The sequence below is a fragment of the Sphingomonas sp. GC_Shp_5 genome (genome assembly GCF_026540855.1).
Classification (GTDB): Bacteria; Pseudomonadota; Alphaproteobacteria; order Sphingomonadales; family Sphingomonadaceae; genus Sphingomonas.
Map to the genome: position 1 here is coordinate 20,716 of NZ_JALNUP010000019.1, position 18,253 is coordinate 38,968.

Below are 18,253 nucleotides of genomic sequence, written 5' to 3' on the forward strand. Positions count from 1 at the left end.
CTTGGTCGGATGTGATGATGAAGCATTTTGATGTGGTGATCGTCGGCGCCAGCCATGCCGGCGCTCAAACCGCAATCATGCTGCGGCAGCTCAAGTTCGCTGGCACCATTGCGCTTGTCGGCGACGAGACCAGCCTGCCTTACGAACGTCCGCCGCTGTCCAAGGAATATCTCGCCGGCGACAAGCCCTTCGAACGCCTGCTGATCCGCCCTGCCGCCTTCTGGGACGACAAGGCCATCGAGCTGAAGCTCGGTTGCCGGATCGTCGCCGTCGATGCGGTCGCGCGCCGCATCACCAGCGCCGACGGCGAGACCATCGGCTATGGCACGTTGGTGTGGGCGGCGGGTGGGACGCCGCGGCGTCTCTCCTGCCAAGGGCATGATCTCGCCCGCGTCCATGCGGTCCGCTCGCGCGACGATGTCGACCTGCTGGCCGCCGAACTACCGTCGGTGTCGCGCGTGGTGGTGATCGGTGGCGGCTACATCGGGTTGGAAGCGGCGGCCGTGCTGGTCGCAGCGGGCAAGCAGGTGACGATAGTGGAGGCGCAGCAGCATGTGCTCGCGCGCGTCGCGAGCGAGCCGCTGGCGCGCTTCGTCGAAGCCGAGCACCGCGCCCGGGGCGTCGACATGCGCCTCGGTGCGACCGTCGACTGTGTCGAGGAAGCCGATGGCGCGGCGTGCGGCGTGCGGCTGGCCACGGGCGAGGTGCTGCCGGCCGACATGGTGATCGTCGGGATCGGCATCAATCCGGCGGTGGAAGCGCTGATCGCCGCCGGCGCGCGGGCCGGCAATGGCGTGGAGGTCGACGCCTGGTGTCGCACGAGCCTTCCCCACGTCTATGCGATCGGCGATTGTGCAGCACATGCCAGCGATTTCGCCGGCGGCGCGATGATCAGGCTCGAATCCGTGCAGAACGCCAACGACATGGCAGCGACCGTGGCACGTGCGGTGGTCGGCGACGCACAACCCTATCGTTCACTCCCGTGGTTCTGGTCCAACCAATATGATCTCCGCCTGCAGACCGTGGGTCTCTCCCTCGGCCATGACGACGCGGTGGTCCGCGGCGACACGAGTGCGCGCTCCTTTTCAGTCATCTATCTCAAGCAGGGCAGGGTCGTGGCGCTGGACTGCGTCAATGCGACCAAGGATTATGTGCAGGGTCGCAAGCTCGTCGAAGCAGGGATGAGGCTGCCTCCGGCCGTGCTTGCCGATAGCGCGATCGCGCTCAAGGACATGATGCAACCGGCTGCTATTGAGTAGCGGCGAGCAACGTCGCGCCCCAGGCGGGCATCGTCAGGCTCTCTCCCGCTTTGATCGTCACCGTCTCACCGGTGCGAAACGCCCGGTAGCGCCCGGCCTGGAGCGCCGTCGGGAAGGTGACGGTCACCGGCTTGGCGGAGAAGTTGAACGCGGCGAACACCTTGTCGCCGCCCTGGGCGCGAACGAAGCTGAACACCTGAGCGGGCTTGTCATTCTCGACCTTGACCATGGTCGCGCCCCAGCGTCCGTTGGCGAGCGCCGGATGCGCTTTGCGGAAGCCGATGAGGTCACGATAGAGATCGTTGAGCGGGCATGGCGTCGTCCAGTCGATCGGATCGCGCTCGAAGAACTTCAGCCGGCGCCGATTGCAGGCTTCCTGACCGTCATAGATCATCGGAATGCCCTCGCTGACCATCTCGAGCGTGATGGCGGCGTTCAGCATCGGCCCGAAGGCTTCGAACTGGGTCTTGTGCCAGGCATTGATGTCGTGGTTCTCGATCCACAACATGCGCATGCCCGCCTTCGGCCACGCTTTCTCATTCTCGGCATAATATTCGTAGAGCCCGGTGGCATCGGTCGGGCCGGCGGCGATGCGCTCCATCGTTTCATACCATTGCCAGCTGTAGGTCGCGTCGAACGCGCGCGCGAGCAGGTCCGGCGTCTTCCATTCGGCAAGCATGAACACCGGGCGGATCTTCTCGAGGTCGGCGCGGGCACCTTCCCAGAAATCGAGCGGGACATAACCCGCGGCATCGGCACGATAGCCGTCGATGCCGACATCGCGCACCCAATAGGCCATGGCCTCGGTCATCGCCTTGCGCAGCGCCGGCTTGGAATAATCGAGGTCGATGATGTCGTCCCAGTCCCACCATGGGGTCGGGTGGAAATCGCCCTTCCAGTCGCGCTTGTACCAGTCGGGATGCTGGGTGACCCAGGCATTGTCCCAGGCGGTGTGATTGGCGACCCAATCGAGGATGACGTGGAAGCCCTGTGCATGGGCAGCGTCGACAAAGGCCTTGAGATCGGCCTTGGTGCCGAACTCGGGATTGACCGCGGTATAGTCGCGCACCGAATAAGGGCTGCCGAGCGAGCCCTTGCGGTGCTTGGCGCCGATCGGGTGGATCGGCATCAGCCACAGGATATCGACACCGAGTTTCCTGAGGCGCGGCAACTGCTGTTGCGCCGCGCGGAAGGTGCCCTCCTTGGTGAACTGGCGCGTGTTGATCTGATAGATCACCGCGTTCTTGGTCCAGGGCGCGTTGGTCAGGCTGACATAGGGGCGGGGCGTGTAATCGGCCTCCGTCCGCTGCTCGATCGGCGGGCGCTGGGCAAGCGCCGGCGCCGCGGCGAGCAGAGCAAGCGTCGTCGCGAGGGTACGCAGCATCAGGAAAGATCCTCGGCAAGAGAGGGAGGAAGGGTTTCCGGCACCCGCAGCGCCGCGGCGGCCGCCAGCGCCATGACGATCGCGGCGAAGGCCATCGTCCAGATCGGCTCGGTCGGGAAAAAGGCCTTGAGCACCGACCCCATGACCGTTGCGACCAGCAACTGCGGCAGCACGATGAAGATGTTGAACAGGCCCATGTAGATGCCAAGCTTGGCCTGGGGCAGGCTGGAGGCGAGAATCGCATAAGGGAGGGCGAGGATCGACGCCCAGGCGATGCCGATGCCGAGTTCGCTGACGATCAGCCAATGCGGATCGCGCACCACCAGGAAGCTCGCAAAGCCGGCGGACCCGCACAGCAGGCAGGCAATGTGGGTCTTCACCTGGCCGATCAGCCCGGCGAGCCGCGGCAGCACCAGCAACGCGGCGGCCGCGGCGACCGCATTGTAGACCGCGAACAGCACGCCGACCCAATCGCCGCCCGCATTATAGGCGGCGCTGTGCGGATCGCTCGACCCGTACATGTACTGCGCCACCACCGGGGTGGTGAAGATCCACATGATGAACAATGCCGACCAGCTGAAGAACTGAACCAGCGCCAACCGCTTCATGATCTGCGGCATGCCGACGAAATCGGCCACGATCAGGCTCAGCGCATTGTCCGGCTTGCCGCCGCGCGCGAGCGCGATCCCGGCGATACCGGCGCCGCCGTAAAAGACGAGCAGCGCGCCGAGCAGGTAAACCTCCTTTTGCAGCGCGAGTTCGGGCACGGCGATCATCACGGCAACACCCGCTACGATCCAGCCGATGCTCCGGCCAAAACCCCGGGCTGCGAGCGCAGGGGCCGCATGGGTTGTGACAGGGCTCGGTGTGTCTTCGCCGAACCCGGCCATCTCGGCCGGGCTGTATTCGCGGGTGTTACCGATCGTCCACAGCACCGCGAGCAGCAGCGCGGCGCCGCCGAACCAGAAGCTGTAACGCACGGTGTCAGGGACGCCGGCCAGCGCGCTTTCCGACACGCCGAGCCGGGCGAGCACGAAGGGGAAGATCGATCCAACCACGGCGCCGGTGCCGATGAACACGGTCTGCAGCGCGTAGCCCGCGGTGTGCTGGCGGCGCGGCAGCATGTCGCCGACAAAGGCGCGGAACGGCTCCATCGAAACGTTGATCGAGGCGTCCAGCACCCACAAGGTGAGCGCTGCCATCCATAACACCGGGGTCTCCGGCATCACCAGCAGGGCGATTGCCGCCAGCACGGCACCGGCGAAAAAGTACGGCCGGCGGCGGCCGAAGCGGTTCCAGGTGCGATCGCTGTAATGACCGATGATCGGTTGGACGAGCAGGCCGGTGAGCGGTGCCGCGACCCAGAGGTAGGACAGGTCGTCGAGCGAGCCGCCGAGCGTCTGGAAGATCCGGCTCATGTTGGCATTCTGCAGCGCAAAGCCGATCTGGATACCGAGGAAGCCGAAGCTCATGTTCCACAGGCCGGCAAAGCCCTGGACTGGTTTCTCGATCAACAATCGGCTCTCCGTCACCGTCGCCGCTTGCGATGCGACGATCTGAGCAAAGCAGCCTGCCGGCAAGGGCGCGCGCCGACAAGGCTGCATACGAATACCTAACGCTCGTGGCGCGACGAAAGCGTGCGGCTGGCGACCGGCCGCGGCGGCTTGCGCGCGCGCGCGGGCTTGAGGCACAAGCGCGCCCATGGCCGCTCCCATCCTCCACCGCCAAGGCAATGAGCAGCGCCCGCTGATCGTGCTCGACGACTTCTGGTCCGATCCCGAGGCGTTGCGCGAGGATGCGGCGAGCCTGAAGATGGGCGAGATCGGGCCGCATTATCCCGGCGTGCGGGCAGAAGTGCCGGCCCGACTGGCCGAGACCATGCGCCGCCGCGTCGCGCCACTGCTTGCTACCCACTTCGGGCTCGACCCCGCACCCGCAGTGTCGGAGGCCTATTATTCGCTTGTGACGACACCCCCGGCGCAGCTCGCGCCAATCCAGCGACTGCCGCATTTTGACGGCGTCGAGCCGCGCCGCATCGCGCTGCTGCTGTTCCTGGGGCGTGGCGAGCAGGGCGGCACCGCTTTCTATCGCCAGCGCGGCACCGGCTATGAAAGCGTTGATGCGGCGCGACTCGCATCGTTCAAGGAGACACTCGACGCCGGCGTGCGGCACCATGGCATGCCCGCGCCCTCCTACATTGCGGGTGACACACCGCTGTACGAGCAGGTCGCGATCCAGCCGGCGCGGTTCAATCGAGCGTTGGTCTACGCCGGCAACACACTGCATTGCGCCTATCTGCCGCAAGAAGTGACCTTGAGTACCGATCCGCTCGCCGGGCGGCTGACGCTCAATCTCTTCCTGTTCGACGACTAGGCCGCTGTCTGGCGCGGCTTAACCGCCGCTGCTGGCGCGGATAACCAGACAGGTGGGCAGCGGCGCGACCTCGGCCGTCTCGCCGCGCAGCTGCGCGAGCAGGGTCCGGACCAGCGCCTCGCCGGCTTTCCGCGCGTCCTGGGTCACGGTCGACAGCGGCGGCGCGGTCAATTGCGCCGAGGGAATATCGTCGAAGCCTACGATCGCGACCTCGCCGGGGACGCTGCGGCCAAGCGCGGCGAGCCCGCGCATCGCGCCGATCGCGATGCTGTCACTGGCGGCGAAGATCGCATCATAAGCGACACCGCGTGCACCAAGCTCGGCGATCGCGTCCTGTCCCGCCTCCTCGGTGGTGATCGCGTCGGCCTGCAACCGTGGATCGGCGGCGATGCCCGCCGCGGCGAGCGCGTCCAGATAGCCGCGGTACCGGTCTTCGAGTTCGGGGTAGCGGCTGTCGGCGGCGCCGAGGAAGGCGATGGCGCTGCGCCCTTGCGCGATCAAATGCGCGGTTGCTTGCGCGCCGCCGCCGCGGTTGTCGGAGCCGACCGTGATCCCGGCAGGCCCGGTGCCGACCGCCCCCCAGCGCACCACATGGGTGCCCTGTTCGGTGAGATGATCGAGCCGCGCCCGATAGGCCTCGTAATCGCCATAGCCGAGCAGGATGATACCGTCGGCCTTGCGGCTGTCCTGATAGTCGACGTGCCAGTCGCCCGAGAGCTGCTGGAACGAGATCAGCAGGTCATAGCCGGCGCGCGCGCAGGCATGGGTGATCGAGCCCAGCATCGACAGAAAGAAGGGATTGATGGTCGAATCGTCCTCGGCCGGCTCCTCGAAGAACAGCAGTGCGAGGGTGTTGGCGGCCTGGCTGCGCAACGAGGAGGCATGCTTGTCGACCGCATAATGCAGGCTGCGCGCGATCTGCTCGATCCGCTGGCGGGTCTGCGCATTGACCGATTTCACCCCGCGCAGCGCGCGCGATACTGTCGGCTGCGACACGCCGGCAAGTTGCGCGATGTCGAACGAGGTGGGTCTCTTGCTCATCGCCAAGGTCGATAACGGACAAGGCGGGCGAGGACGAGAAGGCGCCCGATCTGCATTCTGCCGTGAATACGTATGCCCGCGCCTTTTGCAACGGACCATGCCCAAATATAGCCGATCCAGGCCAATCGACACGCATCAACGATGTCGAATGAACCGAAACGTTGGGTCGAGGATGTGCGGACCATGGGTCCGCCGAAGGGGAATAGTATCATGGTGGCAACGAACCGCGCGGACGCGACGTCCGGCGCAACCGTCGGCGCATCGACTCGTGGCCGGTTGGCCTTGCGGGCCAGCGCGATCGCCCTGTCCGTGGCAATGATGATCCCGGGCCAGGCGGCGTTCGCGCAGGTGACGGCGCCGACCACGCGCAACGCCGACCCCACCGGCGCCGCGCAGGTCGATGCACCCACCCAGACCGTTCAGCCGACGCCGCAGCCCGACGATGCGGCCCCCGCGACCGCGCAGGATGTCGCCCAGGACGTCGCCGGCGGTCCCGACATCGTCGTCACCGGCATCCGCGCCGGCCTCGAATCCTCGGCGAAGATCAAGCGCCAGTCGGTGCTGATCGTCGACTCGGTTTCCGCCGAGGATGTCGGCAAGCTCCCCGACGTGTCGATCGCCGACTCGCTGGCCCGCCTGCCGGGCGTCACCGCGCAGCGCCTCGAGGGCCGCGACCAGCGCCTGTCGATCCGCGGCCTCGGCCCCGATTTCTCGACCACGTTGCTCAACGGCCGCGAGCAGGTCACCGTCGGGGACAATCGCGGCGTCGAGTATGACCAGTATCCGTCCGAATTCTTCAAGACGGTGAACGTCTACAAGTCGGCCGATGCCTCGCTGATCGCCGCCGGCATCGCCGGCACGGTCGACCTGCGCATGCTCCGCCCGCTCGACCAGTCCGGCCGCATCTTTGCCCTCAGCGCGCGCGGCCAGATGAACGGCATCGACAAGCTCAACCCGGATGGCTCGCGCTACGGCTATCGCGGCTCGGCGACCTATGTCGACAAGTTCGCCGACGACACGCTCGGCATTGCGATCGGCGTTTCGGCGACCGACGCGCCGTCGCAGGACGAGCGCTACAACGCCTGGGGCTATAACGGCACTGGCACCGCCGCCGACCCCTATGTCGTCACCGGCGCCAAGCCCTATGTCCAGTCCAACTCGCTCAAGCGCTACGGCGGGGTAGCGACGATCGAATGGCAGCCGTCGGAAAACTTCCACTCGACCTTCGATGCGCTCTATTCGCACTTCGAGGAAATCCAGCGGCTGCGCGGCATCGAGTTCCCGCTCGCGGGCAACGTCGGCACGGCGAACACCGCGATCGGCAGCGTCAACGATGGCTATGCCGACGACATCACCTTTTCCAACGTCCATGCCATCCAGCGCAACGACTATAACCGCCGCAAGGCGGAGAATTACTCGCTCGGCTGGAACAACGATCTCAAGCTGACCGACAAGATCCACCTCAACGTCGATGCGAGCTGGAGCCACGCGACCCGCACCGACTTCACGCTCGAGACCTATACCGGCACCGGCTATCAGGCGACCGGCCCGGGCGACACCGTGCATCTGACCCAGAATTCGAACGGCACCTACAAGATCGTGCCGACGCTGGACTACACCAATACCGACATCTTCAAGCTCACCGATCCGCAGGGCTGGGGCTATAACGGCACCCAGGCCGTGGTGCAGGCCGGCTTCCTCGGCAATCCGAACTTCAAGGACGACATGAAGTCGCTCCGTGCCAGCCTCAACGGTGAGTTCGACAACAGCATCGTCAAGAGCTGGGAAGTGGGCGGCAACTACAGCCGCCGCGAGAAGACCAGCGCGTACAAGTCCTACTTCCTGTGCCCCACCGGCGCCGGCGTGGATTGCACCGTGGCGAGCGGCACCAACACCTCGGCCGCCGTGCCGGCCGAAGCGATGATCGGCACGATCCCGCTCGACTATCTCGGCGTGCCCGCGGTGCTCGCGCTCAACCCGCTGTATCTCTACAACAACAGCCTCGACAGTTATTATGACAACCGCCCGGACTCGCTGGTCCGCGACAACACCGTCACCGAGAACGTGTTCACCGGCTATGCCAAGATCACGCTGGATGGCGAGCTCGGCGGCAAGGCGCTGAAGGGATCGCTCGGCGCGCAGGTGGTGCATAGCGAGCAGAGCTCGGACGGCCAGATCGCCAGCGTGGTCGGCGGCGTGGTGACGATCGCGCCGGCGACGCAGAAGGTGAACTACACCAACTTCCTGCCCTCGGCGACGATGTCGGTCGAGCTGATCCCCCTGGGCTTCGTCAAGATGGGCGCGTCGCAGACCATGGTCCGGCCGCGGCTCGACCAGGAGCGGGTCACCCAGGCGGTCGGCATCAACGTCGCCAACATCCAGGCCGGCAACCTGAATGCCGGGCTCAACCCGGTCTTCACCTCCACCGGCGGCAATGTCGCGCTGAAGCCCTATCAGTCGACCAACATCGATCTGTCGTTCGAGAAGTATTTCGAAGGCGGCGGCTATGTCGCGCTGTCGGGCTATTTCAAGCACCTCACCGACTTCGTCGATCCGAACAACAGCTATGCCTATGACTTCAGCTCGCTGCTCGGCGCGCTGACGCCGGCCCAGCAGGCGATCGTGATCGCCAACGGGCTGCAGACCGGCGTGGTCAGCGCACCGGCCAACACCGGGCGCGGCACGGTGATCGGCGTCGAAGGTACCTTCTCGCTGCCGTTCCGGACGCTGACCACCAAGCTCGACGGATTCGGCGTGTTCGTGTCGGGCAATTACACCGACTCGGAGATCAAATACGCCAACAATGCGCTCGATGCGATCACCTTGCCCGGCTTGTCCAAGGTCACCGGCAGCGGCACGCTCTACTTTGAGAAGCACGGCTTCCAGGCACGGGTGAACTATCGCTACCGTTCATCCTTCCTCGCCGAAGTCGCCGGCATCTCGTCGACGCCGACCTATCGCACCGCCAAGGCGGAGGCGATCCTCGATGCGCAGATCGGTTACGACTTCCAGGGCGGGTTCCTGAAGGGGCTGGGTATCCTCGTCCAGGCCAAGAACCTCACCGATCGTCCGTTCGTCACCTATCAGAATGGCGACTCGCGGCAGGTGATCGATTACCAGCGCTATGGCCGTGATTATTACCTCGGCATTACCTACAGGTTCTGACGGCGGATGCGGGGCAACGGTGTCGCCCCGCCAGTCCGGTGCCTGTTTGATCGCGGAGCGGGGACGCGGACGATGACCAGTGACAATCCGATCCGCATCGTCATCGCTGGCGGCGGCACCGCCGGCTGGATGACCGCGGCGACCTTTGGCCGCTTCCTCGAGGTCGGGTTCGAGATCGACTTGGTCGAATCCGAGGAGATCGGCACGGTCGGTGTCGGCGAGGCGACGATCCCGCAGATCCGGCTGTTCAACGACGCGCTGGGGCTCGACGAGGATGCGTTCCTCCGCGCCACCCAGGGCACCTACAAGCTCGGCATCGAATTCGTCGACTGGCTGCGCCCGGACACGCGCTATATGCACGCGTTCGGCGCGGTCGGCCGCGATGTCGGCTTGCTGCCGTTCCACCATTACTGGCTGCGCGCCAGCACGCTGGGGCTGGCTGGCGACCTTGCCGCTTATTCGCTCAACAACCAGGCGGCGCTGGCGGAGCGGATGCAGCGCGGGCCGGCGCGAACCGCACGGGTGCTACCCGACATGCCGTCTGCCTTCCACTTCGACGCAGGCCTCTATGCGCGGCACCTGCGCCGTTACAGCGAGACGCGCGGCATCAACCGTATCGAGGGCCGGATCACCCGCGTCGAGCAGGACGACACGGGCGATGTCTCGGCGCTGGTGCTGGAGGATGGCACGTCGCTCAGCGCCGATCTCTACATCGACTGCACGGGGTTTCGCGGCCTGCTGATCGAGCAGGCGCTCAACACCGGCTATGAGGATTGGACGCACTGGCTGCCCTGCGATCGCGCGCTCGCGGTGCCGTCGGCCCGCAGCGCGGCGTTCACGCCCTATACCCGCTCCACCGCCAAGGCAGCGGGCTGGCAGTGGCGCATCCCGCTCCAGCACCGCACCGGCAACGGCCTGGTCTATTCCTCCGCGCATCTGAGCGACGACGAAGCGACCGCGATCCTGCTCGACGGGCTCGACGGCGAGGCGCTGGCCGAGCCGCGCGCGATCCCGTTCCGCACCGGCAAGCGCAAGCAGATGTGGAACCGCAACGTCGTCGCGATCGGCCTCGCCGGGGGATTTCTCGAGCCGCTCGAATCGACCAGCATCCACCTCATCCAGTCGGCCATCTCGCGGCTGCTGAAGCTGCTGCCGGGGCGCACCATCGCCGAGGCCGACCGCGTCGAGTTCAACCGGCAGAGCGATTTCGAATATGAGCGGATCCGCGACTTCATCATCCTCCATTACCACGCCAACGAGCGGCCCGAGCCGTTCTGGCAGGCGTGCCGCGACATGGAATTGCCCGAGACGCTTTCCGCCAAGATCGCGCTGTGGCGCGGCAACGGCCATATCACCCGCGAGCATGAGGAATTGTTCACCGAGGTCGGCTGGCTGCAGGTGTTCGCCGGCCAGGGCATGATACCGACGGGCTATCATCCGCTCGCCGATGCCATTCCCGCGCCCGATCTCGGCGAGTTCCTCGGCATGATCGACCAGTTGAACGCCCGCGAGGTCGCGCAAATGCCCAGCCACGCCGAGTTCATCGCCCGCCACTGCGCCGCGCCGCAGCCGGTGATGGCATGAGCATCGCCGCCGCGCTGCTGCTCGCGCTGGCTGCGCCCGCCACGGTGCCGCTCGCCGACGTCCGCGCCCGTGCGCCCGAGGACGAGATCATCTATTTCGTCCTGCCGGATCGGTTCGACAACGGCGATCCCTCCAACGACCGCGGCGGCCTTGCCGGCGATCGGCTGACCACCGGCTTCGATCCCACCGCCAAGGGCTTCTATCATGGCGGCGACCTCAAGGGGCTGATCCGCCGATTGGATTATATTCAGGCGCTCGGGGCCACCGCGCTCTGGGTCGGGCCGATCCTCAAGAACAAGCCCGTTCAGGGCGGCAAGGGGCATGAGAGCGCCGGCTATCACGGCTATTGGATCACCGATTTCACCACCGTTGATCCTCATTTCGGCACCGAGGCCGAGTTCAAGGCGCTGATCGATGCGGCGCACGCGCGCGGCATGAAGGTCTATATGGACATCATCGCCAACCACACCGCCGACGTGATCCAATATCGCGAATGCATCGGCGCGCCGTGTGGCTATCGCAGCAAGGCGGATTATCCATACACGCGCCGCGGCGGAGCTGCCGGCGCCGCGATCAACCCGGGATTCGCGGGCGATGCGGTGGCGACCCCGGAGAATTTCGCTAGGCTGGTCGATCCACGCTATGCCTATACGCCGTTTGTGCCGACGGCCGAAGCGCAGGTGAAGGTGCCGGCGTGGCTCAACGATCCGCGTTACTATCACAACCGCGGCAACTCGACCTTCGCCGGTGAATCGGCGCGCTACGGCGACTTTGCCGGGCTCGACGATTTGATGACCGAGGACCCGCGCGTCGTCGACGGCTTCATCGCGATCTATGGCAGCTGGATCGACCGCTTCGGCATCGACGGCTACCGGATCGACACCGCGCGCCACGTGAACCCCGAATTTTGGCAGCGCTTCGTCCCCGCGATGCAGGCGCGCGCCGCTGCGCGCGGCATTCCGCATTTCCATATCTTCGGCGAGGTCTATTCGGAAGCGATCGACCCCGGCTACACCGCGCAATATACCCGTCGCGACAAGCTGCCGGCGGTGCTCGATTTCTCGTTCCAGGCGGCCGCGCGCGCGCTGCTGTCCGGCAAGGCAGGAACCGACGTCTTCGCCAAATGGGTCGATGGCGACGTCTTGTACGAGGGCGGCGAGGCCGGCGCGCGGCAGTTGCCGACCTTCCTCGGCAATCACGACATGGGGCGGATCGGCTATATGCTCGACCAGGCCTGGCCGCACGCGACCGAGGCCGAGCGGCTCCAGCGGCTGACGCTCGCCCATGTGCTGCTGCTCGCCGCCCGCGGCGTGCCGACGATCTATTCGGGCGACGAACAGGGCTTCACCGGCCATGGCGGCGACCAGGATTCGCGCGAGGACCTGTTCGCGAGCCAGGTGGCGAGCTACAACGACAACCGGCTGATCGGCACCACGACCACCACCGCGACTGCGCATTTCGGGCAGGACAATCCGATCTTCCGCTCGATCGCGATGCTCGCCCGGCTGCGCCGCGACCATGAGCAGCTCCGCCACGGCCGCACGCTGGTGCGCTTTGCCGGGGACACGCCGGGGCTGCTCGCCTTCACCCGCGGCGACGACGATGGCCATGAGATACTGGTCGCGATCAACACCGGCTCCACCACCATCATCCAGAATGTCGAAGTCGGTGCCCGATCGGCGCGGTTTGCTGCGTTGGCCGGGACCTGCCCCGTCACGGTTACTGCGCCGGGCACCGCCCGCATCACCCTCCGGCCGCTCGACTATGCCGTCTGCGCTGCCCTGCCGAGCGAATGAAGCCCATGACCGATTCCCATGCCGTTGCCGCGACCCCCTGGTGGAAGGGCGCGGTCATCTACCAGATCTACCCGCGCAGCTTTGCCGACTCGAACGGCGATGGCATCGGCGATCTCAACGGCATCACGGCGCATCTCGATCACGTCGCCTCGCTGGCTGCCGATGCGATCTGGCTGTCGCCCTTCTTCACCTCGCCGATGACCGATTTCGGCTATGACGTCGCCGATTATCGCGATGTCGATCCGATCTTCGGCTCGCTCGCCGATTTCGATGCGCTGATCGCGCGCGCGCATGCGCTCGGGCTGCGCGTCATCATCGATCAGGTCTATTCGCACACCTCCGACCAGCATGAGTGGTTTCGCGCCAGCCGCGCCAGCCGCACCAACGACAAGGCGGACTGGTACGTCTGGGCAGACGCCAAGGCCGATGGCAGCCCGCCGTCCAACTGGCAGTCGGTGTTCGGCGGCCCGGCCTGGACCTGGGATGCGCGCCGCCAGCAATATTATTTGCACAATTTCCTCAAGGACCAGCCGCAGCTCAACGGCCACAATCCCGCGGTTCAGGACGCCTTGCTGGCGACGGCACGCTTCTGGCTCGATCGCGGCGTCGACGGCTTTCGCCTGGATGCGATCAACTTCGCGATGCACAACCCTGGCCTGACCGACAACCCGCCGGCGCCCGCGACCAACCGTGCCCGCACCCGGCCGTTCGATTTCCAGCTCAAGCTTCACAACCAGGGGCATGCCGACATCCCGCTGTTCCTCGAACGCCTCCGCGCGCTGCTGGACGACCATGGCGGCTGCTTCACCGTCGCCGAAGTGGGGGGCGACGAGAGCGATCGCGAGATGAAGCTGTTCACCGCCGGCGAGACGCGGCTCAACAGCGCCTACAGCTTCGCCTTCCTGTACGCCGACCGGCTGACCCCCGAGATGATCGTCGATGCGGTCGCGGCATGGCCGGATACGCCGGGGCTGGGCTGGCCGAGCTGGGCGTTCGAGAACCATGATGCGCCCCGGGCGCTGTCGCGCTGGGCGTCGCCCGACCAGGCGGATGCCTTCGCGCGGATGAAGATGCTGCTGCTGCTCAGCCTGCGCGGCAACATCTTCCTCTACCAGGGCGAGGAACTGGGCCTCACCCAGGTCGACATTCCCTTTGCCGATCTGCTCGATCCCGAGGCGATCGCCAACTGGCCGATGACGCTGTCGCGTGACGGCGCGCGGACGCCGATGCCCTGGATCGGCGACGCGCCCGACCTGGGGTTCGGCAGCGGCGCCGCCAAGCCCTGGCTCCCCTTCGGCCCCGATCATCGCGCGCTCGCCGTCGACGTGCAGGAGGCGGACGCGAATTCGCTGCTGCACTGGACGCGCACCGTGATCGCCGCCCGCACGGCGCATCCGGCGTTGCGCCATGGCAGCCTGCAGGTGGTGCACAGCGACGATGCGTTGATCGCGTTCGAGCGGGCCGGTGAGGGCGAGCGCCTGGTCTGCGTGGTCAATCTCGGCGCCGCGCCGCGCGACTGGCCGGCGGGGCTGGCGACGGACGGCGTGCCGATCCTCGTCGCCAATGGCGCAAATACCACCGTGCTGCCCGCGTTCGCCGGCCTGGTGCTGCGGCGTTGACCGATATCGTCATCCTCGGCGGCGGCACGGCCGGATGGATGACGGCGTGCCTGATCGCGCACCGCTGGCCGACCGCGACCGTGACGCTGGTGGAAAGTCCGGCAATCGGCATCATCGGGGTCGGCGAGGGATCCACCCCGCAGCTGAAAGGCTTCTTCGACACGCTCGGCATTGCCGAGAGCGCGTGGATGCCGGCGTGCGACGCGACCTACAAGCTCGGCATCGGCTTCCACGGTTGGTCCGATCGGCCGGGGTACGAAGATTATTTCCACCCGTTCCCGACCGCGCTCGACATCCACACCGCTGCGCGCTTCTTCTACAACACCCGCGCCCGGCGCACCGGTCGCGATGTCGATGCCCGCCCCGACCATTTCCTGCTGCCCGCGCGGCTCGCCGCCGATCATCGCGCGCCGCAGCCGGCGCACAGCTTTCCGTTCGAGGTCAGCTACGGCTATCATTTCGACGCGCACAAGATGGGCGCGTTTCTTGCGCGCCATGCGACCGGCACGCTCGGGGTCGTTCACCGCCAGGCCGGCATCACCGCCGTCGCGCGCGGCGCCGATGGCAGCGTCGCATCGCTGATCGGCGATGACGGAGACCGGATCGACGGCGACGTGTTCGTCGACTGCAGCGGCTTCCGCAGCCTGATCTTCACCGCGCTCGAGGTGCCGTTCGTCAGCTACGGCGAGACGCTGTTCAACGATGCCGCGGTGGTGATGCCCACCCATCGCGCGGCGGGGGCGCCAATTCCCAGCCAGACGCGGGCGACGGCGCTGTCGGCGGGGTGGGCATGGGACATCCCGCTCACCAGCCGGACCGGCAACGGCTATGTCTATTCGAGCCGTCATCTATCGGCAGCGCAGGCCGAGGCCGAACTCCGCGCGCACCTGGATGTCGGCGACGCGGGCGAGGCCCGCCACCTCGCGATGCGGGTCGGGCGGATGCGGGATAGCTGGTCGCACAATGCGCTGGCGGTCGGGCTTGCCCAAGGCTTCCTCGAGCCGCTCGAGGCGACCGCGCTGCATCTCGTCATCGCCACCGTCGAGGCGTTTCTCGATGCGGTCGAGGCGCGCGGGATGACGGCAGAGGCGCGCAACGGCTTCAACGCCCGGATTGCCGAGCGCTACGATGGCGTGCGCGACTATATCGTCGCCCATTACCGCCTCAACCAGCACCACGACGATCCCACCGGCTATTGGGCCGAGGCGCGCGCCGTATCGGGCCTGTCCGACACGCTCAGGGCGCTGATCTCGGCCTGGTTTACCGGTGCCGACATGGCGGCGGCGGTGGAGGCCGGCGGCATTGGCCGCTATTATTCCGCGATCAGTTGGCATTGCCTGATGGCCGGCTATGGCACCTTTCCCGACAGCGCCCGCCTGGTGCCGCCCGGTCCCGACATCGATCGGGTCGACATGGCCGGGATCGACGACTTCCTCACGCGCTGCGCGCTCAACTTCGTCGCGCACGATCGCCACTTGCCGCACAAGGACCGCTCATGAAACGTCTCGCCCTGCTTCTCGCCGCCTCGACGTGCCTGTGCAGCATCCCCGCCGCTTATGCCCAGCAAAGCACCGCGCTCGCGCCGCGCAGCGATGGCGTCGAGTTCCGCGCCGGGGCGACCGCGATGCGCGTCACCGCGCTCACCGACGGGCTGATCCGCGTCCGCGTCGCCAAGGACGGCATCTATCCCGAGGATGCGAGCTGGGCGGTGTCGCCCGCGCAGCGCAAACAGGCGGTCAAGGTCACCGCCACCGCCGACGGCTTCACCACCGCCAGCGTTCGCGTCCGGATCGGCGCGACCGGCGGCGTCACCTTCGAGACGCTCGACGGCAAGGTCATCTCGGCTGATGCCGCGCCGGCGAAGCTCGACGGCAAGGCGTTCACCATCGCCAAGACGCTGCCGTTCTCCGAACACTTCTTCGGGCTCGGCGACAAGACGCAAGGGCTCGATCGCCGCGGGCATGATTTCGTCGACTGGAACACCGACGCGTTCGGCTTCACCAGCGCCGACGATCCGATCTACAAGTCGATTCCCTTCTTCATCGGCACCGGCGGGGCAGGGGGCAGCTACGGCATCCTGCTCGACAATACCTATCGCACCTGGTTCGACTTCGGCCACCGCGACGCCGAGACCCTGTCGTTCGGCGGCCCCGATGGGCCGATCGACTATTATTTCATCGCCGGGCCCTCGGTGGCCGAGGTCACGCGCCGCTATGCGACGCTCACCGGGCGTCCGCCGCTCGCGCCAAAATGGGCGCTGGGGTACCAGCAGTCGCGCTACAGCTACATGTCGGCCGACGAGGTCCGCGGCATCGCAGCGCGGCTGCGCAGCGACCGCATCCCGACCGACGTGATCTGGCTCGATATCGATTATCAGGACCGCAACCGGCCGTTCACCACCAACCCCAAGACTTTCCCCGATCTTCCCAAGCTGGTCGATGACATGGGGAAGGACGGCATCAAGCTGGTCGCGATCACCGATCTGCATATCGCGGCGGTGGACAAGGACTATGCGCCCTATCAGAGCGGCCTCAAGCGCGACGCCTTCGTGAAGAACCCGGACGGCACCACCTATGTCGCGCCGGTCTGGCCGGGGCCGTCAGTGTTCCCGGAATTCACCCAGACCAACGGCCGTGATTGGTGGGGCACGTTGTTCAAGGGCTTCGTCGACGCCGGGGTTGCCGGCTTCTGGAACGACATGAACGAGCCCGCGATCTTCAACACGCCGACCAAGACGATGCCGCTCGACACCCGCCACCGCATCGGCAGCGACGATTTCGCGGCCCGCGCCGCGGATCATCGCGAGATCCACAACGTCTACGGCATGCAGAATACCCGCGCGACGTTCGATGGCCTGCGCACGCTGCGCCCGAACGAGCGGCCGTTCGTCATGACCCGCGCTAGCTACGCCGGCGGGCAGCGCTATGCCGTCACTTGGACCGGCGACAACAGCGCGACCTGGGATCACCTCAAGCTGTCGGTCCATCAGATCATCAACCTCGGCCTGTCGGGCTTTGCCTATAGCGCCGCCGACGTCAGCGGCTTCGCCGGCGGGCCAAGTGCCGACCTGCTCACCCGCTGGTTCGAGATCGGCGCCTTCACGCCGGTGTTCCGCGATCATTCCGCCAATGGCACGCCCCGCGTCGAGCCATGGGTGGACGGCCCCGAGCATCTCGCGATCCGCCGCCGCTTCGTCGAGGAGCGCTATCGGCTGATGCCCTATTTCTACGCGCTCGCGGATCAGAACAGCCGCACCGGCGATCCGATCATGCGGCCGGTGTTCTACGATTATCCATCGGCGCTCAATGCCTCGTGTGACCAGTCGATGGCCTTCACCCTCGGCAAGAGCCTGCTGATCGCGCCGCCGCCGAGCCCGGAATCGCCGCGCGTCTACGACGTGTGCCTACCCGCCGGCGGCTGGTACGATTATTGGACCGGCATGCCCGCGGGCACGCCCGAGCCGGCGGCCGAGGGGCCGATCCAGTCGGCGACGCAGGCGGTGCCGACCGCGCACAGCCGCGGTGACCGAGTCACCGAGACGCCGCGGCTCGATCGCCTGCCGATCTTCGTGCGCGCCGGCACCATCCTGCCACGCCAGCCGCTGGTCCAGAGCACCGCACAGACGCCCACCGGCCCGCTGCGGCTCGACATCTACCCGGGCGCGGACTGCCAGGGCACGCTCTACGAGGACGACGGCAAGAGCCTCGCTTATACCCGCCGCGGCTATCTGCGTCAGACCGTACGCTGCTCGGCAACGCCGCAGGGGCTGATGATCGAGTTCGACAAGCGCGAAGGCGACTTCCGGCCCTGGTGGCAGACCATCGCCATCACGGTGCACGGCTGGACGGGCGGCAAGACCGTCACCGTCAACCGCAAGGCGTTGGCCGCCGAGGTCGATCCTGCGGCGCTGACCGTCGCCTTCACCGTCGATGCGCGCAGCGCGCATGCGTCACGCATCATGGTCGGCACCGACTAGCGAACAATGGCACGACCCCGGTGGCTCGTGATGGCCACCGGGACATCGTGGGGAGC

The 18,253-nt window shown here is 66.6% G+C and carries 11 protein-coding genes; 8 read left to right on the top strand and 3 right to left on the bottom strand.

Translation table 11 applies throughout. The annotated features are described in order from the left end of the window. Nucleotides 1–14 precede the first annotated feature (14 nt). Nucleotides 15–1,259, top strand: coding sequence for an FAD-dependent oxidoreductase (locus OXR60_RS14620; protein ID WP_267396671.1), 1,245 nt, complete (start codon nucleotides 15–17; stop codon nucleotides 1,257–1,259). Here OXR60_RS14620 and OXR60_RS14625 read toward each other — a convergent pair. Then, on the bottom strand, nucleotides 1,249–2,643 hold the full coding sequence (locus OXR60_RS14625; RefSeq protein ID WP_267396672.1) for an alpha-amylase family glycosyl hydrolase: 1,395 nt from the start codon (nucleotides 2,641–2,643) through the stop codon (nucleotides 1,249–1,251). The two genes, OXR60_RS14620 and OXR60_RS14625, sit on opposite strands and share 11 nt — an antisense overlap. Continuing rightward, nucleotides 2,643–4,115, bottom strand: coding sequence for an MFS transporter (locus tag OXR60_RS14630; RefSeq protein ID WP_267396714.1), 1,473 nt, complete (start codon nucleotides 4,113–4,115; stop codon nucleotides 2,643–2,645). Before OXR60_RS14630 ends, OXR60_RS14625 begins: the two co-directional genes overlap by 1 nt. 229 nt (nucleotides 4,116–4,344) lie before the next feature. Between OXR60_RS14630 and OXR60_RS14635 the strand changes: the two genes are divergently transcribed. Beyond that, the gene (locus OXR60_RS14635) at nucleotides 4,345–5,016 is read left to right on the top strand and encodes a DUF6445 family protein (RefSeq protein ID WP_267396673.1); all 672 of its coding nucleotides are present in this window, start codon (nucleotides 4,345–4,347) and stop codon (nucleotides 5,014–5,016) included. 18 nt (nucleotides 5,017–5,034) lie between these two features. Here the strand turns inward: OXR60_RS14635 and OXR60_RS14640 are convergent, their stop codons facing one another. After that, nucleotides 5,035–6,057 (bottom strand): substrate-binding domain-containing protein, encoded by a 1,023-nt coding sequence (locus OXR60_RS14640; RefSeq protein WP_267396674.1) that lies wholly within the window; start codon nucleotides 6,055–6,057, stop codon nucleotides 5,035–5,037. Between the two features lie 315 nt (nucleotides 6,058–6,372). Here OXR60_RS14640 and OXR60_RS14645 point away from each other — a divergent pair, with 315 nt between their 5' ends. The 6 genes from OXR60_RS14645 to OXR60_RS14670 all read left to right on the top strand — a co-directional run bounded on the left by OXR60_RS14645 (nucleotide 6,373) and on the right by OXR60_RS14670 (nucleotide 18,197). Then, the gene (locus OXR60_RS14645) at nucleotides 6,373–9,222 is read left to right on the top strand and encodes a TonB-dependent receptor (protein ID WP_267396715.1); all 2,850 of its coding nucleotides are present in this window, start codon (nucleotides 6,373–6,375) and stop codon (nucleotides 9,220–9,222) included. 72 nt (nucleotides 9,223–9,294) lie between these two features. After that, entirely contained in the window at nucleotides 9,295–10,806 is a 1,512-nt protein-coding gene (locus OXR60_RS14650) for a tryptophan halogenase family protein (RefSeq protein WP_267396675.1), read from the top strand. Beyond that, nucleotides 10,803–12,602 (top strand): alpha-amylase family glycosyl hydrolase, encoded by a 1,800-nt coding sequence (locus tag OXR60_RS14655; RefSeq protein WP_267396676.1) that lies wholly within the window; start codon nucleotides 10,803–10,805, stop codon nucleotides 12,600–12,602. Before OXR60_RS14650 ends, OXR60_RS14655 begins: the two co-directional genes overlap by 4 nt. Before the next feature lie 5 nt (nucleotides 12,603–12,607). Next, entirely contained in the window at nucleotides 12,608–14,221 is a 1,614-nt protein-coding gene (locus OXR60_RS14660; protein WP_267396677.1) for an alpha-amylase family glycosyl hydrolase, read from the top strand. After that, nucleotides 14,218–15,720, top strand: a complete 1,503-nt coding sequence (locus OXR60_RS14665) for a tryptophan halogenase family protein (RefSeq protein WP_267396678.1) — start codon at nucleotides 14,218–14,220, stop codon at nucleotides 15,718–15,720. The genes OXR60_RS14660 and OXR60_RS14665 overlap by 4 nt, the downstream gene beginning before the upstream one ends. Continuing rightward, entirely contained in the window at nucleotides 15,717–18,197 is a 2,481-nt protein-coding gene (locus OXR60_RS14670; RefSeq protein WP_267396679.1) for a TIM-barrel domain-containing protein, read from the top strand. The genes OXR60_RS14665 and OXR60_RS14670 overlap by 4 nt, the downstream gene beginning before the upstream one ends. Nucleotides 18,198–18,253 lie beyond the last annotated feature (56 nt).